22 protein-coding genes are annotated in these 26,137 nt (G+C 73.6%); 8 read left to right on the top strand and 14 right to left on the bottom strand.

Features of this window, described 5'->3' with window-relative positions:
• Positions 1 to 28: 28 nt before the first annotated feature.
• A complete protein-coding gene (locus ACFW47_RS29250) occupies positions 29 to 1,537 on the bottom strand; it encodes a hypothetical protein (protein WP_386286422.1) in 1,509 nt (502 codons plus the stop codon).
• Positions 1,538 to 1,823: 286 nt separating this feature from the next.
• On the opposite strand from ACFW47_RS29250, the gene ACFW47_RS29255 reads away from it, so the two are divergent.
• Together ACFW47_RS29255 and ACFW47_RS29260 are read left to right on the top strand one after the other, a co-directional pair.
• Positions 1,824 to 2,966: an aminoglycoside phosphotransferase family protein gene (locus ACFW47_RS29255; protein ID WP_386307594.1), complete on the top strand. Its 1,143-nt coding sequence runs from the start codon at positions 1,824 to 1,826 to the stop codon at positions 2,964 to 2,966.
• Between the two features lie 280 nt (positions 2,967 to 3,246).
• Complete coding sequence (locus ACFW47_RS29260; RefSeq protein WP_386307595.1) at positions 3,247 to 5,181, top strand: N-acetylmuramoyl-L-alanine amidase; 1,935 nt, start codon at positions 3,247 to 3,249, stop codon at positions 5,179 to 5,181.
• Between the two features lie 9 nt (positions 5,182 to 5,190).
• Here ACFW47_RS29260 and ACFW47_RS29265 read toward each other — a convergent pair whose 3' ends face one another.
• The 5 genes from ACFW47_RS29265 to ACFW47_RS29285 form a co-directional block, all read right to left on the bottom strand.
• Positions 5,191 to 5,688, bottom strand: coding sequence for a hypothetical protein (locus tag ACFW47_RS29265; protein WP_386286425.1), 498 nt, complete (start codon positions 5,686 to 5,688; stop codon positions 5,191 to 5,193).
• A 57-nt stretch (positions 5,689 to 5,745) separates the two neighbouring features.
• Positions 5,746 to 6,354 carry a CGNR zinc finger domain-containing protein gene (locus tag ACFW47_RS29270; RefSeq protein WP_386286426.1) on the bottom strand — a complete coding sequence of 203 codons (609 nt, stop codon included), beginning with the start codon at positions 6,352 to 6,354 and terminating at the stop codon, positions 5,746 to 5,748.
• 478 nt (positions 6,355 to 6,832) lie between these two features.
• Positions 6,833 to 7,738 (bottom strand): universal stress protein, encoded by a 906-nt coding sequence (locus tag ACFW47_RS29275; RefSeq protein WP_386307596.1) that lies wholly within the window; start codon positions 7,736 to 7,738, stop codon positions 6,833 to 6,835.
• A gap of 84 nt (positions 7,739 to 7,822) precedes the next feature.
• Positions 7,823 to 8,065: a DUF397 domain-containing protein gene (locus tag ACFW47_RS29280; RefSeq protein ID WP_386307598.1), complete on the bottom strand. Its 243-nt coding sequence runs from the start codon at positions 8,063 to 8,065 to the stop codon at positions 7,823 to 7,825.
• A gap of 89 nt (positions 8,066 to 8,154) precedes the next feature.
• Positions 8,155 to 9,660 carry an acyl-CoA synthetase gene (locus tag ACFW47_RS29285; RefSeq protein WP_386307599.1) on the bottom strand — a complete coding sequence of 502 codons (1,506 nt, stop codon included), beginning with the start codon at positions 9,658 to 9,660 and terminating at the stop codon, positions 8,155 to 8,157.
• Positions 9,661 to 9,811: 151 nt separating this feature from the next.
• Here ACFW47_RS29285 and ACFW47_RS29290 point away from each other — a divergent pair, with 151 nt between their 5' ends.
• Both ACFW47_RS29290 and ACFW47_RS29295 read left to right on the top strand, forming a co-directional pair.
• Positions 9,812 to 12,229 (top strand): penicillin acylase family protein, encoded by a 2,418-nt coding sequence (locus tag ACFW47_RS29290; protein ID WP_386307600.1) that lies wholly within the window; start codon positions 9,812 to 9,814, stop codon positions 12,227 to 12,229.
• A gap of 161 nt (positions 12,230 to 12,390) precedes the next feature.
• Positions 12,391 to 14,166, top strand: a complete 1,776-nt coding sequence (locus ACFW47_RS29295; protein ID WP_386307602.1) for a serine hydrolase — start codon at positions 12,391 to 12,393, stop codon at positions 14,164 to 14,166.
• A gap of 45 nt (positions 14,167 to 14,211) precedes the next feature.
• Here the strand turns inward: ACFW47_RS29295 and ACFW47_RS29300 are convergent, their stop codons facing one another.
• The 5 genes from ACFW47_RS29300 to ACFW47_RS29320 all read right to left on the bottom strand — a co-directional run bounded on the left by ACFW47_RS29300 (position 14,212) and on the right by ACFW47_RS29320 (position 19,750).
• A complete protein-coding gene (locus ACFW47_RS29300; protein WP_055420399.1) occupies positions 14,212 to 14,403 on the bottom strand; it encodes a DUF2795 domain-containing protein in 192 nt (63 codons plus the stop codon).
• An 82-nt stretch (positions 14,404 to 14,485) separates the two neighbouring features.
• Positions 14,486 to 16,063, bottom strand: a complete 1,578-nt coding sequence (locus ACFW47_RS29305; RefSeq protein ID WP_386307604.1) for a phytoene desaturase family protein — start codon at positions 16,061 to 16,063, stop codon at positions 14,486 to 14,488.
• Positions 16,064 to 16,132: 69 nt separating this feature from the next.
• A complete protein-coding gene (locus tag ACFW47_RS29310; RefSeq protein ID WP_386307606.1) occupies positions 16,133 to 18,388 on the bottom strand; it encodes a tetratricopeptide repeat protein in 2,256 nt (751 codons plus the stop codon).
• Between the two features lie 70 nt (positions 18,389 to 18,458).
• Positions 18,459 to 19,328 (bottom strand): oxygenase MpaB family protein, encoded by an 870-nt coding sequence (locus ACFW47_RS29315; RefSeq protein ID WP_386286434.1) that lies wholly within the window; start codon positions 19,326 to 19,328, stop codon positions 18,459 to 18,461.
• A 44-nt stretch (positions 19,329 to 19,372) separates the two neighbouring features.
• Entirely contained in the window at positions 19,373 to 19,750 is a 378-nt protein-coding gene (locus tag ACFW47_RS29320; protein ID WP_073732046.1) for a four-helix bundle copper-binding protein, read from the bottom strand.
• A 152-nt stretch (positions 19,751 to 19,902) separates the two neighbouring features.
• On the opposite strand from ACFW47_RS29320, the gene ACFW47_RS29325 reads away from it, so the two are divergent.
• The 4 genes from ACFW47_RS29325 to ACFW47_RS29340 are packed head-to-tail and all read left to right on the top strand — an operon-like array spanning position 19,903 to position 22,754.
• On the top strand, positions 19,903 to 20,307 hold the full coding sequence (locus ACFW47_RS29325; protein WP_386286435.1) for a ChaB family protein: 405 nt from the start codon (positions 19,903 to 19,905) through the stop codon (positions 20,305 to 20,307).
• A 37-nt stretch (positions 20,308 to 20,344) separates the two neighbouring features.
• Positions 20,345 to 20,698 carry a DUF6479 family protein gene (locus ACFW47_RS29330; protein WP_386286436.1) on the top strand — a complete coding sequence of 118 codons (354 nt, stop codon included), beginning with the start codon at positions 20,345 to 20,347 and terminating at the stop codon, positions 20,696 to 20,698.
• A 33-nt stretch (positions 20,699 to 20,731) separates the two neighbouring features.
• Positions 20,732 to 21,082: a hypothetical protein gene (locus ACFW47_RS29335; RefSeq protein WP_386307607.1), complete on the top strand. Its 351-nt coding sequence runs from the start codon at positions 20,732 to 20,734 to the stop codon at positions 21,080 to 21,082.
• 55 nt (positions 21,083 to 21,137) lie between these two features.
• Positions 21,138 to 22,754 carry a cytochrome bc complex cytochrome b subunit gene (locus ACFW47_RS29340; RefSeq protein ID WP_386307608.1) on the top strand — a complete coding sequence of 539 codons (1,617 nt, stop codon included), beginning with the start codon at positions 21,138 to 21,140 and terminating at the stop codon, positions 22,752 to 22,754.
• Here the strand turns inward: ACFW47_RS29340 and ACFW47_RS29345 are convergent.
• From ACFW47_RS29345 to ACFW47_RS29355, 3 genes are read right to left on the bottom strand one after another with little or no spacing between them, the layout of a single operon-like run.
• Entirely contained in the window at positions 22,679 to 23,140 is a 462-nt protein-coding gene (locus tag ACFW47_RS29345) for a cytochrome c oxidase subunit 4 (RefSeq protein ID WP_386286441.1), read from the bottom strand. The genes ACFW47_RS29340 and ACFW47_RS29345 overlap by 76 nt on opposite strands.
• A complete protein-coding gene (gene ctaD, locus ACFW47_RS29350) occupies positions 23,140 to 24,870 on the bottom strand; it encodes a cytochrome c oxidase subunit I (RefSeq protein ID WP_386286443.1) in 1,731 nt (576 codons plus the stop codon). Before ctaD ends, ACFW47_RS29345 begins: the two co-directional genes overlap by 1 nt.
• A gap of 13 nt (positions 24,871 to 24,883) precedes the next feature.
• The gene (locus tag ACFW47_RS29355) at positions 24,884 to 26,053 is read right to left on the bottom strand and encodes a CaiB/BaiF CoA transferase family protein (RefSeq protein WP_386286445.1); all 1,170 of its coding nucleotides are present in this window, start codon (positions 26,051 to 26,053) and stop codon (positions 24,884 to 24,886) included.
• Between the last annotated feature and the right edge of the window lie 84 nt (positions 26,054 to 26,137).

Genomic DNA, 26,137 nt, shown 5'->3' on the forward strand with positions numbered 1-26,137 from the left:
CCGCGCGCCGAAGCGGAGGCGCCGTGCGCTACGCCTGGGCCGTCCTGCCGCCGCTCCCCCTGCCCTTGGACGTCTTCCCCTTGGGCAGCGCCAGTTCGATCTCCTCGCGCAGTTCCTGGATCTTCGGGTAGCCGGCGTACTGCGCGGTGAGCCGGTACATCTGCCGCAGCCGGTCCCAGGTCCGCTGGGAGGAGTTGGACCCCATCGACACCAGGGCCAGGCGCGCGTACCGGTCCGCCTGTTCGGGGTCGTCGGCGATGAAGCAGGCGGAAGCCATCGACAGGTAGTCGAAGATCTTCGACCGCTGCCGGCCGTCCACCCTGAGGGCCAGGGCCTTGTCCGCGTAGTGCTGGGCGTGCGCGGCGGCCCCCGGCTCGAACTCGGCGAGGGTCCGGTAGGCCAGGGCCTGCATGCCGTACAGGTCCTCCTCCTTGAACGTCTGCATCCAGTCCGGCGGCGGCACGTCCGCCTTGTCGGAGACGAAGAGGTCTTCGGCCCGGCCCAGGGTGCGGCGCATCGCCTGGCCCTTGCCCATGGACGCCTGCGCCCAGGCCTCGATCGTGTAGAGCATGGCCTTGGTGCGCGGCAGCACCTGCTCGCCGGAGCCCGACTGGGCGAGCTTCATCAGGTCCATCGCCTCGTCGGGCCGGCCCAGGTGCACCATCTGGCGGGCCGCCCGGGAGAGCGCCTCGCCGGCCCGGGGCCGGTCACCGCCCTCGCGCGCGGCGTGGGCGGCGATGACGAAGTACTTCTGGGCCGTGGGTTCCAGGCCGACGTCGTGCGACATCCAGCCCGCGAGGACGGCGAGGTTGGCGGCGACGCCCCACAGGCGCCGCTGGAGGTGGGGTGGGTGGTGGTAGGCGAGCATGCCGCCCACCTCGTTGAGCTGGCCCACCACGGCCTTGCGCTGGAGGCCGCCGCCGCGGGCGGCGTCCCAGGCGCGGAACACTTCGACCGAGCGCTCCAGTTCCTCCACCTCCTGCGACCCGATGGGGGCGGCCTCGTATCGGTCGAACCCGGCGGGGTCGGCGTGCAGGGGCTGGTGCAGGTCGGGAGCGTCGGCCGCCAGGGCCGGGTCGGTGTGGAGCCAGTCGTGCATGGCGCTGCTGAGTGCGGAGCCCGCGGCGAGCGCGGCGCCCGCGCCCACCAAGCCGCGTCGGTTGAGCATGAGGTCCATTCCCGTGAATTCGGTGAGGACCGCCGCGGTCCGCTCGGGCGCCCACGGCACTCCGTCGGGATGTTCCTCGCTCCCGCCGCCCTGCCGTTTCCCCGCGCGCCCGTGCCGGACCAGACCGAGGTCCTCGATGGTCACGACACGGCCGAGACGCTCGGTGAACAGAACCGCCAGCACCCGCGGCACCGGATCACGCGGGATCTCCCCCATGTCGATCCACCGCCGCACCCGCGAGGTGTCGGTCGCCAGCTGCGGATGGCCCATGGCCGCCGCCTGCCGGTTGACCAGCCTCGCGAGCTCGCCCTTGGACCAGCCGGCCAGGCCGAACAGGTCCGACAGACGGGTGTTGGGTTCTTTGCTCACGTCAAGCCCCCAGGTTCTCGGCTGAGTTGACAGTAGCCCCGTGCGGGTTGCCGGGCGACTATTCGCCACCGTTCGCCAGGGTGCGCCAGATGGTGTGCCACGGGCGGCGGGGTGTCAGGTAGGAATGCGCCACCCCGACCGGTCGCCGCGGGGGTCACTCCCCAGGGTGGCTCCGGGCGGCCGGGCGGGCAGCGCGACGGCTTTCGGAAGAGACGCCTGCTCCTCGCGGGGCCGGCGCGGCTCTTCAGGCAGGCACAGCAGGCACACGAAGGGATCTGTCTCGCCCATGTACGCAGCATCGTCCTCCGTGTCCGCCCCGCAGCGCTCACTGCACCCCCGCCCGGCGGCGGGCGGCGGCCCCTACCTCGCCCCCGCGCGTCCGGCGGCCCCGGTGCCCGGGGCGGGCAGGGCGCGGCGCGGCGCGGGCCCCGGCACCCAGCCGCTCAGCGGAAGAATCGACCTCTCCGGCCCGCAGGGCACCCAGTTGCGCACGGCGATCGCCTCCGTGCACCGGATCTGCCCGGAGTTCTCCCCGGTGCAGGTGCTGCGCCGCACCGGGCGGTCCGTGCTCCTCGTCGGTACGACCGGGCGCAGCACCGCGGTCGCCAAGTGTTTACTGGACCACTCCCCCGCGTGGGCGGAGCGCATCCGGCACGAGATAGGGGCATACCGCTCGTTCGTCCGGCACCGCCCCCCGGTGCGGGTGCCGAGGCTGATCGCCGCGGACCCGGACAACTGCACGCTGGTGATCGAGCGGATGCCCGGACGGGTGGCGGCGCTGCAGCGGCACCCGCTGGAGGCTCCGCCCCGGGCGGACATCAGGGCGGCGCTGGGCGCGGTCTGCCGGCTCAACGCCTGGCGGCCCCCGGCCGGCACCTTCGACGCCCCGCTGGACTACGCGGCCCGGATCTCCCGGTACCACGAGCTGGGGCTGCTTACCGACCGGGACCTGGGCGACCTGCAGAAACTGCTGCACGGCATCGCTCACGCGAGCGGCCGCCAGGGCATGGGCCAGTTCTGCCACGGTGACGCGCTGCTGTCCAACATCCTCATGTCACCGGCCGGTCCGGTGCTGGTGGACTGGGAGCACGCGGGCTGGTACCTGCCCGGCTACGACCTGGCGACCCTGTGGGCGGTCCTCGGCGACGCCCCGGCGGCCCGCAGGCAGATCAGCCAGATCGCCCAGTCGGGCGGCACCGCCGCGCGGGACGCCTTCCTGGTGAACCTGATGCTGGTGCTCACCCGGGAGATCCGTACCTACGAGACGGCCGTGCAGCGCTCGATGCAGGACGCGGTCCCGGCACAGCCCGTGCCCGCGCAGCCGGGCGCCGTGCCCTCCGGCGAGGAGCAGCGGCTGCTGCTGCGCCGGCTGCACGACGACTGCCAGATGGCCCGCAGGGCCGTGCGCGCGGCGGTCGGCACTCGCTGAGGAACGGGCCGACGGTCCGCGGTGCGCCCTCCGGGGAGGGAGCACCGCGGATTTCGTGTGCCCGGAGTCCCGGCGTTGCCCATTGGTGTACGCCACTGACGCCGCGCAGGCCCGTGAGCCGCCGTTCCGAAACTCGCCCGACCCCCTGCTGACGTGGGAAACCGCCGCCGTGGCGGCATGATTGACGGATCGTCTGACCGCCGGGTACCACTGACCCACGCCCGGCCCCGCACCTCCGTCGCTCACGCCCCGCCACGCCCGACCGTCACAGGAGGCCGCTTTGCGCAGATCGCCCGTCGTGCCCGCCCTGGCCACCGCGGCCCTGCTGCTGCCGCTGCTCGGCGCCGCACCCTCCGCCGCCCGGCCCCCGGACGCTCCGCCCGCCCCGGACCGCCTGCAGCGGGCGTTCGCCGACGCGGCGGCCGAGTACCACGTGCCGCAGAGCGTCCTGCTGGGCGTCTCCTACCTCCAGTCCCGCTGGGACGCGCACGGCGGCGCGCCGAGCGTGACCGGCGGCTACGGACCGCTGCACCTCACCGACGCGCGCACGGCACTGGCCGCGGCGTCGCACCACGGCGAGGGCACCGAGGACCCGCGCGGCGACGACGCCCGCGCCCCGCTGCGCCCCGCGCCGACGACCGCCCCGCCCGCCGACCTGCCGGCGCGGCTCACCACCTTGCCGAGGGCGGCCGAGCTGACCGGTCTGAGCCCCGAGGCCCTGCGCAGCGACCCGGCCGCGAACGTGTCGGGCGGTGCCGCGCTGCTGGCGGCCGCCCAGCGGGACCTGGGCGAGCCGCTGAGCGCGGACCCGGCCGACTGGTACGGGGCGGTGGCCCGCTTCTCGGGCGCCGAGGACTCGGCGACCGCGGCGGCGTACGCGGACGACGTGTTCGAGGTGATCCGCGCGGGCGAGCGGCGGACCACGGACGCCGGGCAGCGGGTCGCCCTGGCCGCCCGCCCCGACGTGGCACCCGACGTGTCCCAGCTGGACGACGCGGGTCTGCGGGCCGCGAGGTCCGCCGGCACCGAGTGCCCGCGGTCGGTCTCCTGCGAGTGGGTCCCGGCACCCTACGAGGAGTTCGGGGACGGCGACTACGGCAACCACGACCTGGGGAACCGGCCCGCCTCGCAGCGCGTCCGGTACATCGTCGTGCACGACACGGAGGGCACCTGGAACGGCGTCCTCAACCTGGTCCAGGACCCCGCCTACGTCTCCTGGAACTACACCCTGCGCTCCACCGACGGCCACATCGCCCAGCACGTGAAGGCGAAGGACGTGGCGTGGCACGCGGGGAACTGGTACGTCAACGCCAAGTCGATCGGCCTGGAGCACGAGGGCTTCCTCGCGGAGCCGGACGCCTGGTACACGGAGGCGATGTACCGGTCGTCGGCGCGGCTGGTGAAGTACCTGGCGAGGAAGTACGACATCCCGCTGGACCGGCAGCACATCCTCGGCCACGACAACGTACCGGGCACCACCACGGCGACGATCCCGGGCATGCACACCGATCCCGGCCCGTACTGGGACTGGCGGCACTACTTCAAGCTGCTCGGCCGCCCCTTCGAGCCGACCGCCGGCAAGAGGTCCGGTCTGGTGACGATCCGCCCCGGCTACGCCGCCAACCGCCCGGAGTACACCGGCTGCGAGACGAGGGGCGAGCCCTGCGCGGTGCACGGTTCCAGTGCGGTCCGGCTGTACTCGGACCACGACGTGAACGCGCCCCTGATCAGGGACGTCGGCCTGGGCACCGCCCCGACGACCGGGGTGAACGACCTGTCGTCACGGGTGTCCACGGGGCAGCAGTACGCGGTGGCCGACCGGTGGGGCGACTGGACGGCGATCTGGTACCTGGGGCAGAAGGCGTGGTTCCGCAACCCGGGGAGGAATCCGGCGGCGGTCCCCGCCTCCGGCCGGGTGGTCACCCCGAGGAAGGGGTTGGACAGCGTCCCCGTGTACGGGCGGGCGTACCCGGAGAAGGCGGCCTACCCGGCGGGCGTGCCCGCCCAGGCCGTGTCGCCCCTGCCGTACCGGGTGCTCGCGGGCCAGCGGTACGTGGTGGGTGAGCGGGTGGCCGGGGAGTACTACTACGCGGTGACCTTCGACGAGGCCTCCCACCGGGTGGTGACCGGGCAGGACGTGTACTACCAGATCCAGTACGGCCACCGGGTCGGGTACGTGCGCGCCGCCGACGTCACGCTCTCGACCGTGCGGTAGCGGCCCGGCTCAGCCCTGCTGGAAAAGCTCCGCCGGGAGCGGCTTCAGCAGGGTGTACAGGTCGTCGGTGATGGGGCGGTCCCAGGCGGCGATGGTCACCAGGACGCCGTCGCTGCGGTCGAACTGCACGCAGGAGATCCGGCTCTCGGAGAGCTTGAGCCGGCGCACGATGAGCAGGTTGTCGCCCTGCATCACCGGGACGTCCTCGGCGCCGGCGACCGTCACCTCCTCGTCGTTCTCCAGGGCCAGCAGCAGCTGGGCCACCTCGAAGGGGATCTCGCCCTCGGGGACCTCGCGGGCCGGGGAGCCCTCCGGCAGGTTGCCGATGATCATCGCGGGGCCGCGGCCGCCGAACAGGTCGTAGCGCAGGAAGACACCCTGGCAGCTGCCGTCGGGCGCGGGCAGCAGGCCGGCGCCCAGATTGCCGGGCCAGTCACCCGGGTCCATGGCCAGTACGTCGAAGTCGGGCCCGGCGGGCGTGGCGCTGCGGCGGCGGAGGAACGACATGCCGCCATGGTACGTGGCCTCGCCCTCCGAACGGCGTGCGGGCGGGTGCCCGTCGGGCTACGCGGTCCGCTTGTGCCGTTCGTGGTGGCGGGCGACGCGGGCGCGGTTGCCGCAGGACGGCTTGCACCATTCCTGGCGCGGGTGCTCCTTGAGGAAGTAGCGCACGCAGCGGGGTGCGTGGCAGGCCCGCAGCCGGTGCCGGTCGGGACCGGCGAGGAAGCCGATCACGGCGTGGGCGAGCAGCGCGGCGAGGTCGTCCGGCCGTCCGCCGGCGGGCTCCCTGCGCAAGGCCGGCTCGGCGGGGCCGGTGTCCGCCCAGTCCAGCACGGGGACGCTGGGTGTGCGCGCGGCCGCCTGGTTCAGGCACCGCAGGGCGTCGGGGACGGGCAGCAGCCGGGCGGCGTCCGCGGGACTCGGTTCACCGGGGCGCACGGCGCGGGCGAAAAGGGCACGCGCCGCGGCGCGCACCGCGCGGACGGCGGCCAGGGCCGGCTCGTCGGCGCGGTACCTTTCGGCGTCCGGCACGATGCCGGGGTGGGCGCGGACCCACGCGGCGAGCCCGGCGAGGTCGGCCAGGTCGTCGGCGACCCCGCCGTGTCCGTCGTGCCGGACGGTCAGCGCGAGGTCGAGGGAGATCCGGGTGTCCGTGCCGGTCGAGTCCTGCATGGGGCCGATGATAGGCACGCCTGGTACCCGTCGGCCGGGGTGCGTCCGGCCTCGTGACGCGAGCCCCGCCGGCCGCGTCCCGGCCGACGACCGGATACGCCCGGCTCTCGGCGCGCGGCCGCGACAACAGGACAAGCCCGTCCCGGGCGGTCCGCCGCACTCCGCCTACGCGGACATCGCCGACCGGACCACGTCGGGCGCGGGGTGCCGCCCTCACCCTTCGGGGCCGGGCACAACAGGACGGGCCCGACCCGGGGCGGTCCGGCACACACCTCGCCCGCGCGGGCACCACCGACCGCACAGCGGCGGGCACCGGCAACCCGCCCTGGCTCCCTTCGGGGCAGCCACGACGCGCCCGGCGGCCATGCGGGAGGCGGGCGGCCCCCCACGTGCGCGGCGAGGCACTGAGCCGACGGCGGCCCGTCCGGCCCGTCCCGCCCGGACCGTCGGTCCCGCACCGGTTCGCGCCCCGTCTGTCTCAGCCCTCGTCCGGCGGAGCCGGTGGTACGACCGCGATCGGGGACACCGCGTGCAGCAGGACGGCGTGGGTGACCGAACCCATCATGCGGGCGGGGGCCAGCAGGCGCCGGCGGTGGCGGCCGACGACGACCAGGGCGGCGTCGCGGGAGGCGGCGACGAGGTGGCCTGCGGCGTCGCCGGGCACGACGTGCGCTTCGGCCCGGACGTCGGGGTGGCGTTCCCGGTAGGGGGCGAGGAAGCCGTCGGCGAGCACCCGGGTCTCGCTCTCGATCGAGACCTCGTCGATCACCGGGGGCATGATCTGGCCCGCCGCGGCCCAGGTCTGCACCGGCCACGGGTAGGCGGCGATCACCTGGAGGCGGGCGCCGAGCAGGGCCGCCTCGGTGAAGGCGAAGGACAGGGTGGCGTCGTCGGGGCTGTCCACGTGCAGGCCGACGACCACGCGGGGGCCGGGCTCGTCCGGCGCCTCGCCGTGGGCCTCGCGCCCGGGGCGGGGCACCACGACGACGGGGCAGTCGGCGTCGCGGGCCGCGGCCATCCCGTTGGAGCCGAGCAGCAGGCTGGCGAAGCCGCCGCGGCCCCGGGAGCCGAGTACGAGCAACTGGGCGTCGGCTCCCAGTTCGGGCAGCGCGGCGGCCGGCACGCCCTCCACGCCGAGGTACTCCGTGGAGACCGCGTAGGCCCGCCCCTCCAGGTGGGCGCGGGCCTGGTCGAGCACGGGGTTGTCGCCGGTGTCCGGGGGGCCCGCGACCAGGACGTCGGTCTGGGCCCAGACGGCGTACTGGCGTACGTGCACCACCCGCAGGCTTGCCTCGCGCCGGTGGGCGGCCTCCAGCGCCCAGTCCAGGGCGCGCAGGCTGTCGTCCGATCCGTCGACCGCCGCGATGACCGGCAGGGTGCTCATGGGTGCCTCACCTCCGCAAGACCGCCTTCCCCCGGGGGGCGGGCGGGACACCCCGGTTCGGCCGGTCGGCCCAGCCCCGGCGGCTCAGGTGAGGTCGAACTCCCCGTCCCGTGCCCCCGACACGAACGCGCCCCATTCCGCGGGCGTGAAGATCAGGGAGGGGCTTTCCGGGCTGCCGCTGTTGCGCATGGCGATGAACCCCTCGACGAAGGCGATCTGGACATCCCCCAGGCCTCGGCTGCTGGACTGCCACTGCGCGTCGGTGAGGTCCAGTTCCGGCTTGTCCCAGCCCATGAGCGGGCGCTGGTGGGTGGTGCTCTCGGCCACGTCCGTGCTCCTCCCGGTGTCGTCGTCCGCGGTCAGCCTAGCGATCGGCCCGGACCGCCGACAGGCCACGTGGGAAGCCTTTCGAAGGGTCAGGACCCGGCGAACCGGTCCCGCAGCTCCCGCTTCAGGATCTTCCCGCTGGCGTTGCGCGGCAGCGCGTCCACGAAGCGCACCCGCTTGGGCGCCTTGAACGGGGCGAGTTTCTCGCGGGCGTGGGCGATCAAGTCGTCCTCCGTCACCTCGCCGCGCACGACGACGACCGCGGTGACCGCCTCGATCCACCGCTCGTCGGGCAGGCCGATCACGGCGGCCTCGGCGACCGCCTCGTGGGTGTAGAGGACGTCCTCGACCTGGCGGGAGGCGACCAGCACGCCGCCGGAGTTGATGACGTCCTTCACGCGGTCGACGATCGTGAAGTAGCCGTCCGCGTCCCGGACGGCGAGGTCGCCGGAGCGGAACCAGCCGTCGCGGAAGGCGGCTTCGGTCTCCTCGGGTTTGTCCCAGTATCCCTGGCACAGCTGCGGGGAGCGGTAGACGACTTCGCCGGGGGTGCCGTCGGGGACGTCCTTGCCGTCCTCGTCGGCGATCCGCGCGTCGACGAACAGGACGGGCCGGCCGCAGGAGTCCATCCGGCCCTCGTGCTCGTCCGGGCCGAGGACGGTGGCGAGGGGGCCGATCTCGCTCTGGCCGAAGCAGTTGTAGAAGGCCAGGTCCGGCAGGCGTGCGCGCAGCCGCTCCAGGACGGGCACGGGCATGATCGACGCGCCGTAGTAGGCCTTGCGCAGGCCGCCGAGGTCGCGGGTGGCGAAGTCGGCGCGGTTCGCGAGGCCGATCCACACCGTGGGCGGGGCGAAGAGGCTGTCGGCGCGGCCGGCTTCGATCAGGTCGAGGAGGCGGTCGCCGTCGGGTGCGTCGAGGACGGTGTTGGTGGCGCCGACGGCGAGGTAGGGCAGCAGGAAGACGTGCATCTGCGCCGAGTGGTAGAGCGGCAGGGCGTGCACGGGGCGGTCGCCGGCGCGGAGGTCGAGGGCGGTGATGGCGCTCAGGTACTCGTGCACCAGCGCCCGGTGGGTCATCATCGCGCCCTTGGGCAGGGCGGTGGTGCCCGAGGTGTAGAGCAGCTGCACCAGGTCTTCGGCGCCCGGCTCGGGCCCGTCGTACGCGGGTGCCTCGGGCAGCCGGGCGAGGAGCGAGTCGTCGGCCTCGCGCAGGGGCAGGGTGCGCACGCCCTCGGGGAGCCGGGCGGCGAGGTCCGGGTCGGTGAGGACGAGTGTGCTGCCGGACTGGCCGACGATGTAGGCGAGGTCGTCGCCGGTCAGGTTCTGGTTGACCGGGACGTGCACCAGGCCCGCGCGGGCGCAGGCCAGGAAGGCGATCAGGTAGGCGTCGGAATTGTGCCCGTAGGCGCCGACCCGGTCGCCGGGGGACAGTCCCCCGGCCAGCAGGACGCTCGCCGCGCGGGAGACCGCGGTGTCGAGTTCGTCGTACGTCCAGGCGCGGTCGCGGTACTCCACCGCGACGCGGGCCGGCGTGCGCCGGGCACTGCGCCGCAGCACCCCGTCGACCGTGCTGCCGTGTCCGGGCGTCAGCGTCATGGCCCGATCCTCGGCCGGTCGGCGGGGCGGGTCAAGCCGTGTGCGCGGTGCGGGAATCCCCGCCGCGACGCCCTGTGTCATGCAACTGACACGTGCACATACCGACTGGTACGCTCAGCCGCTCCTTCCCCCGAAGACGCAGGGAGGCACGATGCGCACACGCTCCAGACGGCTCGTCGCCGTGGCCGCCGCGCTGCTGACCGCGGCGACCGCACTGCCCGCGGCCGCCGCCGACGGACCCGCCCGCGGCCGGCCCGAACGTCCGTCCCACGGCGGGCTGTCCGCCGTCATCCGCTACACCGAGTACGGCATCCCGCACATCGTCGCCAAGGACTACGCGAACCTCGGCTTCGGCACGGGCTGGGCGCAGGCCGCGGACCAGGTGTGCACGCTCGCCGACGGTTTCGTGACCGTACGCGGCGAGCGCTCCCGGCACTTCGGCGCCGACGCGGTGTCCGACCTCTCGCTCTCCTCGGCCGGCACCAACCTCTCCAGCGACCTGTACTTCCGGGGCGTACGCCGGGCCGGCACCGTGGAGAGGCTGCTCGCCGAACCGGCGCCGCGCGGTCCCAGCCGGGAGTCGAAGGAGCTGATGCGGGGCTTCGCGGCGGGGTACAACGCCTGGCTGGAGCAGAACCGGATCACCGACCCGGCGTGCCGGGACGCCGCCTGGGTGCGGCCGGTGACCGCCCTGGACGTGGCCGTGCGCGGTTTCGCCCTCTCCGTGCTCGGCGGGCAGGGCCGTGCCGTGGACGGCATCACGGCCGCGCGGCCGCCGGGTGGCAGCACGGCCCCCGCGCCTGACCCCGGCGCCGACGCGATCGCGGCCGCCGCCCGGGAGCTCTTCGCCACCGACGACGCCGACATGGGCTCCAACGCCGTCGCCTTCAGCGGACGCACCACCGCGAACGGGCGCGGGCTGCTGCTCGGCAACCCGCACTACCCGTGGCACGGCGGGCGCCGCTTCTGGCAGTCGCAGCAGACGATCCCCGGGCGGCTGAACGTGGCGGGCGGCTCCCTGCTCGGCTCAGCGACGATCTCCATAGGCCACAACGCGCACGTCGCCTGGAGCCACACGGTGGCCACCGGCGTCACCCTCAACCTCCACCAGCTCACGCTGGATCCGGCCGACCCGACGGTGTACCTGGTCGACGGGCGCCGCGAACGGATGACGAAACGGTCCGTCACCGTCCCGGTGAGGAACGGCGCCCCGGTGACGAAGACCCAGTGGTGGACCCGGTACGGCCCGGTGGTGACCTCGCTCGGCGCCTCGCTGCCGCTGCCCTGGACGTCGGGCACGGCGTACGCGTTGAACGACCCGAACGCCGCCAACCTGCGCGCCGCCGACACCGCGCTCGGCTTCAGCCGGGCCCGGGGCACGGACGATGTGCTGGACTCCCTGCGCCGCACGCAGGGCCTGCCGTGGGTGAACACCATCGCGGCCGACTCACGCGGCCACACGCTGTTCACCCAGTCGCAGGTGCTCCCCCGCGTCACCGACGAGCTGGCCGACCGCTGTTCGACGGCGCTCGGCAAGGTGACCTACCCGGCCTCGGGGCTCGCGGTGCTGGACGGGTCGCGCGGCGAGTGCGCGCCGGGCCGGGACCGGGACGCCGTGCAGCCCGGGATATTCGGGCCCTCGCGGATGCCGACGCTGAAGGACGCGCCGTACGCGGAGAACTCCAACGACAGCGCCTGGCTCGCCAACGCGGACCGGCCGCTGACCGGTTACGAGCGGGTCTTCGGCACGGTGGGGACCCAGCGGTCGATGCGCACCCGGGGCGCGATCGAGGATGTGGCGGCCATGGCCGCCCGGGGCGGGCTGACCGTGCAGGACCTGCAGCGGCAGCAGTTCGCCGACCGGGTGCCCGCCGGCGACCTGGCCGCGGCCGACGCGGCGCGGGCCTGCGCCGCCCTGCCCGGCGGCACGGCGACGGACGCCGACGGCAGGTCCGTGGACGTCCGGGAGGCCTGTGAGGTGCTCGCGGACTGGGACCGCACGGTCGACACCGGAAGCAGGGGCGCGCTGCTCTTCGACCGGTTCTGGCGGGCGCTCACGAAGACGGTGCCCGCCGGACAGCTGTGGAAGGTGCCGTTCTCGCCCACGGACCCGGTCGGCACCCCGCACACGCTGAACACCGGCGCGCCGGGCTTCGCCACCGCCCTCGCGGACGCGGTCGGCGAGCTGCGGGCGGCGGGCATCCCGCTCGACGCCCGGCTCGGTGAGCATCAGTTCGTGGTACGCGGCGGCAAGCGCATCGCCGTGGGCGGGGGCACGGAGTCGCTGGGCGTCTGGAACAAGATCGAGCCGGTCTGGGACCCGGCCGGCGGGGGTTACACGGAGGTGACCACCGGCTCCAGTTACGTCCAGGCCGTCGGCTGGGACGGGAGCCGGTGCCCGGTGGCCCGTACGCTGCTGACCTACTCCCAGTCGTCCGATCCCGCCTCGCCGCACCACGCCGACCAGACCCGGCTGTTCTCCGGCGAGCGGTGGGTGACGTCCCGGTTCTGCGAGCGCGACATCCGGTCGTCGCCGGACCTGCGCGTCGTCCGGGTGCGCGAACGCTGAGCCGCACCGGCCCGCGGCCCGCCCGGCCCTCTGCCGGGCGGGTCCGACGGCTCGTCGGCTCCGCACGCCCCATTGACAGGCCCCGCCTCTGACAGGAAAGTTTCACCCCGCACGGCGATCCACGAAAGATACTTTCAGCTTCGGTGGCGGGAGGCTCTTCGATGGCCGGACAGGCGACGAACGGATTCACTCGGCGTCAACTGGGCGCCGGCGCCCTGGCCCTGGGCGGTGCCCTGGCCATCGCCCCGTTCGCGGCCGGACCGGCCGAGGCCGTCGCGGACCGGGGCCGACGCCCCACGCTGCGGCGCGGCTCCGCCGAGCGCGCCGGCCTGCTCGCCGGGCATCTGCGCCAACTCGTCACCGACGCCGAGACGTTCCTCGGCCCCTCCCCCGAGCACCCGTGGTACGCGGGCGCCGTGCTGCTCGCCGGGCGGGGCGGGACGGTGGCCCTGCACGAGCCGATCGGCATGGCGGTGCGCTACCGGTCCTACGACGAGACGACCGACACCGGCGTCGAGTTCCCGGCCGGGGAGCAGATCCCGATGGCCCGGGACACGGTGTTCGACCTGGCGTCGATCTCCAAGCTGTTCACCTCGATCCTCGCCGTGCAGCAGTTGGAGCGCGGCGCGCTGGAGCTGGAGGCGCCGGTCGCCTCGTACCTGCCGGACTTCGGGCGGGCCGGGAAACAGGACGTGACGGTCCGCCAGCTCCTCACCCACACCTCGGGCTTCCGGGCGTGGATCCCGCTGTACAGCGCGCCCACGTACGAGGAGAGGGTCCGGCTCGTGTACGACGAGGCGCCGGTCAGTCCGCCCGGAACGGCGTACCTGTACTCCGACCTGAACATGATCTCCCTCCAGCTGGTGCTGGAGGAGGTCACGGGCCGCGCCCTGGACGTCCTGCTGCGCGACGAGATCACCGCCCCGCTCGGCCTGGACCGCACCCGCTACAACCCGCCCGCCTCCTGGAGACCGCGGATCGCGGCCACCGAGGACGCCCGCAAGCCCTGGTCCGGTCTGGACCGTGGGCTGGTGTGGGGTGAGGTGCACGACGAGAACGCCTTCAGCCTCGGCGGCGTCGCCGGGCACGCGGGGGTGTTCTCCTGCGCCTGGGACCTCGCCGTCCTCGGCCGGGCGCTGCTCAACGGCGGTTCCTACGGCCGGGCGCGCATCCTGCTCCCGGAGTCGGTGGAGCTGATGTTCACCGACTTCAACACCGACTTCCCCGGCGACGAGCACGGCCTGGGCTTCGAGCTCTACCAGCACTGGTACATGGGTGCGATGGCCACCCCGCGCACGGCCGGGCACACCGGCTTCACCGGCACCTCGCTGGTGCTGGACCCGACCACCGACTCGTTCCTGGTGGTGCTGGGCAACTCGGTGCACCCGGTGCGCGGCTGGCGCTCGGGGTCGGCTCCCCGGGTCGCGGCCGGCACCCACATGGCGCGGGCCGTGCCGGTCCGTCCCGCGCACGGGCGCACGGCCTGGTTCTCCGGGACGACGGGATCGACGACCGCCACGCTGACGCTGCCCGCGCTGGACACGTCCGGCGGCGGGGCGGGGCTGCGCTGCTCCCTGTGGTGGGACACCGAGCCCGGGTCGGACGCCCTCGTCCTGGAGGCCACCACCGACGGCGGCGCCACGTGGACGCCCGTGCCGTTCACCACCACGCGCCGCGGTGAGGGACCGCGGGAGCACCCGGCGGGTTCGGTCAGCGGCTGGTCGGGCCGCGTCTGGCACCGGCTGACCGCCGCCCTTCCGGCCGCCCGCGGCCTCACGCTGCGCTGGCGGTACTCGACCGACCGGCTGTACGTGGGCCGCGGGGCGTACGTCGACGGGCTGCGCGCCGAGGCGGCGGGCGACGTCCTCTTCCACGACGCGCGCCCGGCGGACGCGGCGCGGCTCGAGGCGGTGGGGTGGACGGCGTCGGCCGACTGAACGGCCGTACGCGTCCGGGGCGCCCGGCGTCGCCGGGGTGACGGACTAGCCGTTGAAGACGGCCTTCTGCACCTCGTTCGGGCCGTCGAAGCTGTTCTCCTTGAGGCCGTCGAGACGGCTCACGACCTTGTCGTCGGCCTTGTTCTTGCGGGCGCAGTCGACGAGCGACTTCTTGTCCGCCGGGTAGTCCATGCCGCTGAGGGCCTTCTGCAGGTCGATGGGGCTGAGGTCGGCCATGACGGGCTCCTTGCCGTGCTGGTGACGTGTACGGAATTTCCGTTATGTCGCGGTACCCAGCTCGGTGCGGCGCATGCGCCCGTCAGCTCGGCGTCCGCTCCAGCACCGCCATCGCCGCGTTGTGGCCCGGCACCCCGCTGACCCCGCCGCCGCGCACGGCGCCCGCGCCGCACAGCAGCACGTTCGGGTGTCCGGTCGCCACGCCCCAGCGGCCGGCCCCGTCCTGGGCGTGCGGCCAGGACAGTCCCCGGTGGAAGATGTGGCCGCCGGGCAGGCGCAGGTCGCGCTCCAGGTCCAGCGGCGACCTGGCCTCGACGCAGGGCCGCCCGTCGGCGTCGGTGGCCAGGCAGTCCGCGAGGGGTTCGGCCAGGTGGGCGTCGAGCTGGGCGAGGGCCGACTTCAGCAGTTCGTCGCGTACGGCGTCGTTGTCCCGCGTGAACAGGCGGGCGGGGGTGTGCAGGCCGAACAGGGTGAGGGTGTGCGTGCCCTCGGCGGCGAGTTCCGGACCGAGGACGGTGGGGTCGGTCAGGGAGTGGCAGTAGATCTCGGAGGGCGGGGCGGCGGGCAGCTCGCCGGCGGCGGCGCTGGCGTGCGCGGTGGCCAGCTGCTCGTAGCCCTCGGCGATGTGGAAGGTCCCGGCGAACGCCTCGCGCGGGTCGGCCGCGGGGTCGCGCAGGGCCGGGAGGCGGGTCAGCAGCATGTTGACCTTGAGCTGGGCGCCCTCGGCGGGCGGCGGCGGTGCCTGCCCGGTGAGCGCGGCCAGCTCCCGCGGGGAGGTGTTCACCAGGACGTGGCGCGCGGCGGCGACGCCCTCGCCGTCGGCCGAACGGTAGGTGACCTCGGCGGCTCGTCCGTCGGTGTCGACGCGTACCGCCTCGTGCCCGGTGAGGATGACGGCGCCCGCCGCACGTGCCGCGCCGGCCAGGGCGTCGGTGAGGGCTCCCATGCCGCCGACCGGCACGTTCCAGGCGCCGGTGCCGCCGCCGATCACGTGGTAGAGGAAGCAGCGGTTCTGGGCCAGGGAGGCGTCGTGGGCGTCGGCGAAGGTGCCGATCAGGGCGTCGGTGAGGGCCACTCCGCGCACCAGGTCGTCCGCGAAGTGCTCCTCGATCGCGACGCCGATCGGCTCCTCGAACAGGGCCCGCCAGGCCGTCTCGTCGTCGACCCTGCGGCGCAGTTCCTCCCGGGAGGGCAGCGGTTCGGTGAGGGTGGGGAAGATCCGCCGGGCGACGTGCCCGGTCATGCCGTAGAAGCGCTGCCAGGCCGCGTACTCCCGTTCCGAGCCGGTGAGCCTGGCGAACGACTCCCGGGTCCGCCGCTCGCCCCCGCCGACGAGGAGCCCCGTGGAGCGGCCGTCGCGCTCCACGGGCGTGTACGAGGAGACGGTGCGGCCGCGCACCCTGAAGTCGAGGCCCAGGTCCCGCACGATCTTCTTGGGCAGCAGACTGACCAGGTACGAGTAGCGCGACAGCCGCGCGTCGACCCCCGCGAACGGCCGCGTGGACACGGCTGCCCCGCCGGTGTGGTCCAGCCGCTCCAGCACCAGCACCGAACGCCCGGCGCGGGCCAGGTAGGCGGCGGCGACCAGACCGTTGTGTCCGCCGCCGACGACCACGGCGTCATAGCTGCGGGCTGCGAGGGGCTGTGTGGGCGGCGTCATGGCTCTTGGTAACACGGGGCGGCGACGGGCGGCCAGAGGTACGGCCCCGCGCGCCGCCGAACGCCCGCGTCAGCGGCCGGCCGCGTGCGCGGCCCCCGCCCGGCCCGCTCCCGACCTGCGCAGGACCGCCACCCTGCGGTACAGCTCCACGGCCTCGGCCGCGCGGCCGAGTTGTTCGAGGCAGTGGGCCTCGTCGTCGCGGCCGGCGAGGGTGTCGGGATGGTCGGGGCCCAGGACGCGTTCGCGGGCGGTGGCGACCTCGCGGTACTCGGTGAGGGCGGCGGACCAGCGGCCCAGCCAGCCGAGGGCGACGGCTATCTCGCGGCGGCTGACGAGGGTGTCCGGGTGGTCCCGGCCGAGCACGCGGGCGCGGATCGCGCACACTTGGCGGGACTCGGCGAGCGCGTCCTCCCAGCGGCCGAGACGGCCGAGGTTGACGCCCAGGCCGTGGCGGGCGCGCAGGGTCTCGGGATGGTCGGGTCCCTGGGCACGGGTCCGGTCGTCGATCAGCCCCTCGTACAGGGCCAGCGCTTCGGCGCTGCGGCCGAGGCGCCCGAGGCTGATGCCGATCTCGTAGCGCGCGGCGAGGGTGTCGGGGTGGTCCGGGCCCAGTGCCCGCTCGCGGGCCGCGGCGACCTCCCGGTAGGTGGCGAGGGCCTCCTGCCAGCGGCCCAGCCGGCCGAGTTCGTAGGCCACCTCGTAGCGGGTGACCAGGGTGTCGGGGTGGTCGCGGCCGAGCACGCGGGCACGGGCGGCGGCCACCTCGCGGGCCATCCGGTGGGCGTCCTCGGGGCGGCCCAGCCGGCCGAGGTTGAAGGCCAGGTTGTGCCGGCAGCGCAGCGTGTCGGGGTGGTCGGGGCCCATGACGCGCTCACGCGCGGCGAGGACCGACGCGTAGACCTGGTGGGCGTCGGCGTGCCGGCCCAGCCGGCCGAGGGTGTAGGCCATCTCCTGGCGGACGGCGAGTGTGTCGGCGTGGTCGGCGCCCAGGATCCGGATGCGGGCCTCGGCGACGCGTTTGTAGGCGCGCAGCGCGTCGGCGGGGTGGCCGGTGCGGCTGAGGGTGAAGGCGATCTCGTAGCGGCTGGCCAGCGTGTCGGGATGGTCGGGGCCGAGCAGGCGCTCGCGTTCCCCGGCCACCGCGCGGTGGATCTCGCCCGCCTGCTCCCAGCGGCCGAGCCGTCCGAGGCTCAGGCCCGCGTTGTGCCGCCCGGCCAGCGCGGCGGCCGCCTCGGGCACCGGGTCGGGACGGACGCCGGGGCGCGGCGCGGTGGTCCCGGCGTCCGCGGGGCGGGGGGTCCAGTCGGCGGACAGGCCGGAGGCGGGGTCCGGGGGCGTGGTGCGCAGGTCGGCGGCGGTCGCCTTGTGGCCGGTGGTCATGCCGTCGGTCCAGGACGGCAGCGCGGCCCGGCCTCCGCCGACCGGCCGGGGCGTCCGCGTCCGGGGCGCCGGCACGGCCGGCGCGTACGCCGGTGAGGTGCGGCCGGCGGTGATCCGGCGGCCCAGTTCCCGGGCGTCGTCCGGACGCTGGTCCGGCCGCTTGGCCAGCAGGTCCAGGATGATCCGGTCCAGGTAGGCGGGCAGTTCGGCGCGGTGGGCGCGCGGAGGCTCCGGCTCGGTGTCGCGGTGTCCGACGAGGATCGCCCAGGCGTCGTCGAGGTCGAACGGCGGCACCCCGGTGGCGATCTCGTAGAGCACGCAGCCCAGTGAGTACAGGTCGCTGCGCCGGTCCACCTCGTCGCCGCCGATCTGCTCCGGCGACATGTAGTGCGGGGTGCCCATGGCGACGCCCGTGCCGGTCAGCCGGGCGGTGAACCCGGCGTCGTGGCCGAGCCGGGCGATGCCGAAGTCGCAGATCTTCACGGTGCCGTCGGCGAGCCGCACGATGTTCGCGGGCTTCAGGTCGCGGTGCACGATGCCCTGCTCGTGGGTGTACGCGAGCGCGGCGGCGACCTGGTCGGCGATGTCGACGATGTCGGCGACCGGCAGCGGATGATGCTTGTTGTCCTCCAGCAGCCGGCTCAGGTCGCGCCCCTCCAGCAGCTCCATGACCAGGAAGAGCACGCCGTCGCTCTCCCCGAAGTCATGCACCACGGTCACGCCGCGGTGCTGCAGCGCGGCGGCCACCCGGGCCTCGCGCCGGAACCTCTCCCGCAGGACGCGGGTGAAGGCGTGGTCGTGCTGCGCGCCCAGCGGTTTGAGGCACTTGACGGCGACACGCCGCCCAAGCGACTCGTCCCGCGCCCGCCACACCTCGCCCATGCCGCCGCGCCCGATTCGCTCCAGCAGCCGGTACCGGCCCTGGATCAGCGTGCTGTCCCCCATCACTACGCCCGCCCCCGTAGTTCTGTGTCCCGTCAGCTGCGCCCTCCCCTGGCGGGTCCAGTATGGCGGTTTATGGTCCGAGTTTGTATGGTGCCGGGCGCGCGGCCGGGCCGAGCCGTGCCACGGCGCGCAGGATGTGTCTGGGCGGCAGCTGCCAGCGCAGACGTGCGGGAACCGTGCGCAGCGCGGTGCCCGTGGCGCGCAGCCGCCGGGTGACGGTGGCGGGATCGGGGGCCGGTCTGCCGTAGAGCCCGTGCGCGTACGTCGGCAGGGAGTCGTACGCGAGTTGTGCCACCCGGCGCCACAGCAGTGCGCGTGCGGGAACCAGGAGCGGGTGGGTGGGCGGGCGGCGCAGGAAGTCGTCCACCTCGTGTGCCTCGTCCCCGGCGGCCAGCTCGGTCCGCACCCGCGCGAAGTAGGCGGCCAGCTCGGCGCGGCTGGCGGGCACCGCGGCCGGGTCGAGGCCGACGAGGCGGGCACTGTGCCGGTGTTCGGCGAGGTAGCGGTCGGCGTGGGCGTCGGTGAGCGGGAAGCCGGAACGGCGCAGGACGTGCAGGTAGGAGCCGATCTCGGCGCAGTGCACCCACAGCAGCAGCGCGGGTTCGTCGACGCCGTAGCGCTCCCCCGTGTCCGGGTCCGTCGCGCCGAGCCTGCGATGGATCTTCCGTACGCGTGCCCCCGCCTGCTCCGCGGCCTCGGTGGTGCCGTACGTCGTGGTGCCGACGAAGCCCGCGGTCCGCATCAGGCGGCCCCAGGCGTCGCGCCGGAAGTCGCTGTTCTGCATGACGCCGCGCACGGCGCGCGGGTGCAGCGCCTGGAGGTACAGGGCCCGGATCCCGGCGATCCACATCATTGGGTCGCCGTGCGCCTGCCAGGTCACCGACCCGGGACCGAACAGCCCCGGGTCGCCCGCTGGAGCACCCGCCCGCGTGACCGCCATACCGGCAGGCTAACGCCCCGCCGCGTGGCGCCCCAGAGGGCGCCTCAGCGCAGGGTGGCGAGGAACTCTCCGCACGCCCGCGCGCAGGCGCGGCAGGCCTCGGCGCTCTCCTCGGCGCCCGGGTGGGCGTCGAAGACGTGGGCGCTCTCCAGGCACACCTGCCGGCACCACTCCAGCTGGACGCGGATGGCGGCCTCGTCCACCTGGTTCTGTTCGGACAGCACTCGGCAGGTCGCGTCGCAGACCTCCGCGCACATGATGCCCTTGCGTCGTACCAGCTCCTGGTTCTCGGTCCCGTCCGGGTCCACGAGGCTCGCCCGCAGGGCGCAGGCCCGCGCGCACTCGGTGCAGGCCTGCGCACAGGCGAAGCGGTCCTCGAGGAAGCGGAACAGTTCCTGCTGGGAAGTCGTCGTCGATGTCACACCGCGCGGGTTGCCGCTGCGGACGGCGGCAAACCGCCGGGCCTGTGCTGCCAAGGGTTCCGGCCCGTTTTCCGGGTGGCCCGGCGGGCACCCGTGCACTCTTCCGGCGCTGGTGACAGCGAGAACGCCCACGACTGGCGGAGGTGCAGGACATGCCGGGACGAGAGGAACTGCCGTCGACGCTGGAACGCTCCCCCCGGGAGGCCCAGCGGACCTGGATCAAGGCGCACGATTCCGCGGTGGAGGAGTACGGCGAGGGTGAGCGCGCGCACCGGGTGGCGTACGGGGCGCTCAAGCACAAGTTCGAGAAGGTCGGCGATCACTGGCAGCGCAAGGAGGGCGGTCGCAAGGGGCCGTCCGACCCGCAGTCCGGCCGGCCCCGCGGACAGGGCGGGCGCAGTGGCGAGGGTGTCGACGAGAAGGCCTCCAAGGAACACCTGTACGGCGTCGCCAAGGAGCTGGGGGTGGAGGGCCGGTCGCGGATGTCGAAGGCTGATCTGCTCGCGGCGATCCGGAAGGCCAACCGCTCGCGGACGCGGTCCGCCCGGTCGAGCTGAGCAGGTTGGCGACGTGCACCTGGGGTACCCGCGCTCCATGACGAACGCATGGATGGACCTGGCCGCCGGCGGCGGCATCGGCGTCGGCATCGGTGTCGCAGCCGTCGTGGTCGTGGCCCTGCTGATCGGGGCGTTCGCCTTCGGCAGCCGGCTCAAGCGCAAGGAGTCGCCGCCGCCGACGCCGGAGGAGCAGCCCCGCATGCCCGACGAGGGGCCCGTCCGCGAGGTGCGTGAGCGGCGGGAGCCCGACGAGATGCCCCCCAGCGACGACCGGACGCTGCCGCACGACCTCGGTCACCAGGGCAGCCGCACCGCCCCCGGGCAGGAGCGGCCCCGCTGGGACGAGGGCAGCAGCGGCTCGTTCGGCAGCGGCGGGCCGGGCGGACGCTGACCCGAGGAAGCCGTACAGAGGGAAGTGAGAACCATGGCCGACCCCGCTCGCAACACCCTGCCGTTGCCCGACTACGACCATCTGCCGATCGGCGGTCTGGAGAGCCGGATCCGGTCGCTGGGCGCGCAGGAGGTGGAGGAGCTGCTGGCGTACGAGCGGTCGCACGCCGACCGGCTCCCCGCCACGGAGCTGCTGACGGCCCGGCTGGAGCAGCTGCGGTCAGGTGCCGAGCCCTCCTCCGGCGACCCGGGAGCGGTACGTCCGGAGCAGGGGCAGGGCCGCACGGGCTCGCCCGTGTCGCCCGCGACCTCGCCGCAGCCGTTCTCCCCGCCGCCACACGGTACGCCGGACCAGCGGGGCAAGCCGAAGGGTGACCGTACGTAGCCCGTACCCGCCGTCGGCGTAGTTTCCGGCAAGGACGCGGGGGAACTCATGCGCCGTGCTGTTGAAGAGGAGAAGGGCCCGCGCCGGTGCGCGGGCCCGCGACGCGGCCGAACGCACCGTCCACTGGGCCGAGGGGCGGCTCCCCGTCTCCTCGGGCGGGGGGCTGTTGCGCAAGGCCTTCCCGGAGCACTGGTCGTTCCTCCTGGGCGAGATCGCCCTGTACAGCTTCGTCGTGCTGCTGCTGACCGGCGTGTGGCTGACGCTGTTCTTCAAGCCGTCGATGACGGAGGTCGTCTACGACGGGTCGTACGAGCCGCTGCTCGGGCTGAGCATGTCGGAGGCGTACCGCTCGACGGTGGACATCAGTTTCGACGTGCGCGGCGGGCTGCTGATCCGGCAGACGCACCACTGGGCGGCGCTGGTGTTCCTGTCGGCCATCGGAGTGCATCTGCTGCGGGTCTTCTTCACGGGGGCGTTCCGCCGGCCGCGTGAGGTGAACTGGCTGATCGGCGTGACGCTCTTCCTGCTGGCGCTCGTCGAGGGCTTCGCCGGCTACTCGCTCCCCGACGACCTGCTGTCCGGGACGGGGCTGCGCATCGCGCAGGGCATCATGCTGTCGATCCCGGTGGTGGGCACGTACGTCAGCATGTTCGCGTTCGGCGGCGAGTATCCCGGCGACGACATCGTGCCGCGGCTGTACTCGCTGCACATCCTGCTCGTCCCCGGGGTGCTGCTGGCGCTGGTGACGCTCCATCTGATCCTGGTCTTCTACCTCAAGCACACCCAGTGGGCGGGGCCGGGCCGCACCAACCGCAACGCGGTCGGCAAGCCGATGTTCCCGCAGTTCGTGACGAACTCCACGGGCCTGTTCTTCATGGTCTTCGGCGTCCTGACGGTGCTCGGGGCGGTGGCGCAGATCAACCCGATCTGGGCGTACGGCCCCTACCGGCCCGACGTGGTCTCCTTCGGATCGCAACCGGACTGGTACGTCGGCTTCCTGGAGGGGTCACTGCGGTTGATGCCGCCTTTCGAGACGGAGGTCTGGGGCCACACCGTCATGTGGAACGTCCTGGTGCCCGCGGTGGTGCTGCCGGGCGCCCTGTTCGCCGTGCTGTACGCGTACCCGTTCTTCGAACGCTGGGTGACGGGCGACCACGAGGAGCACCACCTGTGCGACCGGCCCCGGGACAAGCCCGTGCGGACCGGGCTGGGTGTCGCCGCGGTCTGCTTCTACGCGGTGCTCCTCCTGGCGGGCGGCAACGACATCATCGCCCATGTCTTCGACATCTCGCTCAACTTGCTGACCTGGGTGTTCCGGGTCTCCCTGGTGCTGCTGCCGCCGATCGCCCTCATGGTGACCAAGCGGGTCTGCCTGGCGCTGCAGGAGCGGGAGCGCGAGCGGCTGGACGAGGGCGCGGAGACGGGGCTGTTGCGGCAGACGCTCGCGGGGGGCTACGTCGAGACCCACGCGCCCCTCGGCACCGAGGAGCGGCACGTGCTGCGGTCGCGGCGGGAGCCGGAGCCGCTGGCGCCGACTCCGTCCGACGACGGGGGACCGCACGTGGGGAGGCTGCGGGCGACGCTCAGCGAGTGGTACTACGGCGACCGGGTCGACGTGGAGGAGGCGGGCCCCGAGGAGCCCCCTTCCTCTCCGGGCGAGCTGGAGCGCTGAGCGTCCCGGCCGGCGTACTGGAGGACGAGGCCGAGGACGGCGAGGGCGAGGATGCCGAAGCCGATGAGGGCGAGCCACAGTCCGTAGACGATGCCGAGCGCGAGGACGACGGCCCCCAGGGCGGTCGTGACGGGCCAGGGGCTGTGCGGCGGGAAGAAGTCGAGCGGGCCCGCGGTGTCCAGGACCTCCGCGTCCCCGCGGTCCTGGGCTCGCAGGCCCTTCTTGCGGTACTGCACGCGCAGGAAGAACGCGACGAGCGAGGCCATCAGGAAGGCGACGGTCAGTGCCGCGGTGCCGGCCGGCTCGTGGGAGAACCAGCCGTAACCGGCGGCGGTGACGGCGAAGAAGGCCGCCACGCCGGTGAACAGACGGGCTTCGGTCCTCACTACTGCTTCCTCTGCTCGTGCCTCTGGTCGCGTCGGGAGATGCCGGGGTGGTGCAGGTCGAACGCCGGGGACTCGGAGCGGACCCGGGGCAGCGACGTGAAGTTGTGCCGCGGGGGCGGGCAGGAGGTGGCCCATTCGAGGGAACGCCCGAAGCCCCAGGGGTCGTCGTGCTCCGCCTTCGCGCCGTACTGGCGGGTGCGCCACACGTTGTAGAGGAACGGCAGGGTGGACAGGCCGAGCAGGAAGGCGCCGATGGAGCTGATGGTGTTCAGCGCGGTGAAGCCGTCGGCGGCCAGGTAGTCGGCGTAGCGGCGGGGCATGCCCTGCTCGCCGAGCCAGTGCTGGACCAGGAAGGTGGTCTGGAAGCCGACGAAGAGCGTCCAGAAGTGGATCTTTCCGAGGCGTTCGTCGAGGAGTCTGCCGGTGAACTTCGGCCACCAGAAGTAGAAGCCCGCGAACATCGCGAAGACGACCGTGCCGAACAGCACGTAGTGCAGGTGGGCGACGATGAAGTACGAGTCCGTCAGATGGAAGTCCAGGGGCGGGGAGGCGATGAGGACGCCGCTCATCCCGCCCAGCAGGAAGGTCATCAGGAACCCGAACGACCACAGCATGGGTGTCTCGAAGGACAGCGAGCCGTGCATCATCGTGCCGATCCAGTTGAAGAACTTCACTCCCGTCGGCACCGCGATGAGGAACGACATCAGGGAGAAGAACGGCAGCAGCACCGCGCCGGTGGCGAACATGTGGTGGGCCCACACCACCGCGGACAGCATGGTGATGGCGATGGTGGCGCCCACCAGGCTGACGTAGCCGAAGATCGGCTTGCGGCTGAACACCGGGATGATCTCGGAGACGATGCCGAAGAACGGCAGCGCGACGATGTACACCTCGGGATGGCCGAAGAACCAGAACAGGTGCTGCCACAGCAGCGCCCCGCCGTTCGCCGCGTCGAAGATGTGCGCGCCGAACTTCCGGTCGGCCTCCAGCGCCAGCAGCGCGGCGGTGAGGACGGGGAAGGCCGGCAGCACCAGGATCGACGTGAACAGCACGTTCCAGGTGAAGATCGGCATCCGGAACATGGTCATGCCGGGGGCGCGCAGGCACAGGATGGTGGTGATGAAGTTGACGGCGCCCAGCGTGGTGGACACGCCGGTCACCACCAGTCCCATGGTCCACAGGTCGCCGCCCGCTCCCGGGCTGAACACCGCGTTGTTCAGCGGCGCGTAGGCGAACCAGCCGAAGGCTGCCGCTCCCCCGGGTGTCAGGAACCCGGCCACCACCATGAGGCCGCCGAACAGGTAGAGCCAGTACGAGAGCGCGTTGAGCCGGGGGAAGGCCACGTCCGGGGCACCGATCTGCAACGGCATGATCGCGTTGGCGAACCCGGCGAACAGCGGGGTCGCGAACAGCAGCATCATGATCGTGCCGTGGACGGTGAAGAGCTGGTTGTACTGGTGGGTGGTGAGCAGCTGGAGCCCGGGGCGGGCCAGTTCACCCCGCATCAGCAGGGCGAGGACGCCACCGAAGAGGAAGAACCCGAAGGACGTCGTCATGTAGAGGTTGCCGATCACTTTGTGATCGGTCGTGGTCGCCCATCGGGCCAGCGCCCGGCCGACCGTGCGGTTGGTCCGCTGCCGCGCCGGTGTCCGGCGCGGCGGTTCCGTCCTCTCCTCCACCGCCATGCGGCGGAGGGTACCCAGGCGCCCCCGGCTCAGTCGTACGGCCACGCCGGGACCGGTGTCAGGTGCTCGCGCCCTCGTCGTCCGGGAAGATCTCGGCCGTGTGTTCGCCCAGCTCAGGTGGTGCGAGACGGTAGCGCGCCGGGGTGGTGGCGAGACGGATCGGATGGGCCACCTGGCGGGTACCGCCCGCGTCCACGACAGCCTCGACGCCCAGCCGCTCGGCGTAGGCGAAGGCTTCGTCGAGGGCGTTGACCGGGCCGGCCGGCACTCCCGCCGCCGGCAGCACGCCGGCCCAGTGGTCGGCGCCGCGGGTGCGCAACCGGTCCTGGAGCAGCGCCCGGAGTTCACCGCGGTGCGCCACCCGGTCGGGGTTGGTGCGGAACCTCGGGTCGTCGGCGAGTTCCGGGACGCCGAGCAGCGCGGCCAGCGCGGCGAACTGCCGGTCGTTGCCGACCGCGAGGGCGATCGGCCGGTCGGCGGTGTGGAAGGTCTCGTACGGGGCGATGCTCGGGTGGGCGTTGCCGAGCCGTCCCGGTACGACGCCCGCCGCGACGTAGCCCGAGGCCTGGTTGGCCAGCGCCGACAGCAGTGAGCCGAGCAGGCTGACCTCGACCAGCTGGCCCTCGCCGGTGCGTTCCCGGTGGCGCAGGGCGGCGAGGATGCCGACGGTGGCGTGCAGCCCGGTGATGACGTCGACGAGGGCGACGCCGGTCTTGGCGGGTTCGCCGTCCGCTTCCCCGGTGACGCTCATCAGGCCGCCTACGGCCTGCACCAGCAGGTCGTAGCCGGGCAGCGCCGCGCCGGCCCCGGTGCCGAAGCCGGTGACGGAGCAGTAGACGAGGCGCGGGTCGGCGGCGCGCAGTTCCTCGTGGCCGAGGCCGAGCTTCTCCATGGTGCCGGGGCGGAAGTTCTCCACCACGACGTCCGAGCCGGCGATCAGCTCGCGGGCCCGGCCGCGTCCCTCGTCGGTGGCGAGGTCGAGGGTGACGGACCGTTTGTTGCGGTTGACACCCAGGAAGTAGGTGGAGGTGCCGGAGGCGTCGGCGGGCGGGCGCCAGGCGCGGGTGTCGTCGCCGGTGCCGGGCCGTTCCACCTTGACGACGTCGGCGCCCAGGTCGGCGAGGAGCATCGTCGCGTACGGTCCGGCGAGGACGCGGGAGAAGTCGGCGATCCGCACGCCCCGGAGGGCTGAGGTGCCGTGGTCGGTGAGGGTGGCGTCAACGGGCATGGCGTCATCGTGCGCGCTGCGCGGTGCCCTCACACGTGACCTGTGCCACCCGCACGCGGCTTGGGACGGGACGGTCCGAAGCCG

This window comes from Streptomyces sp. NPDC058796 (genome assembly GCF_042745235.1).
Lineage (GTDB): Bacteria > Actinomycetota > Actinomycetes > Streptomycetales > Streptomycetaceae > Streptomyces.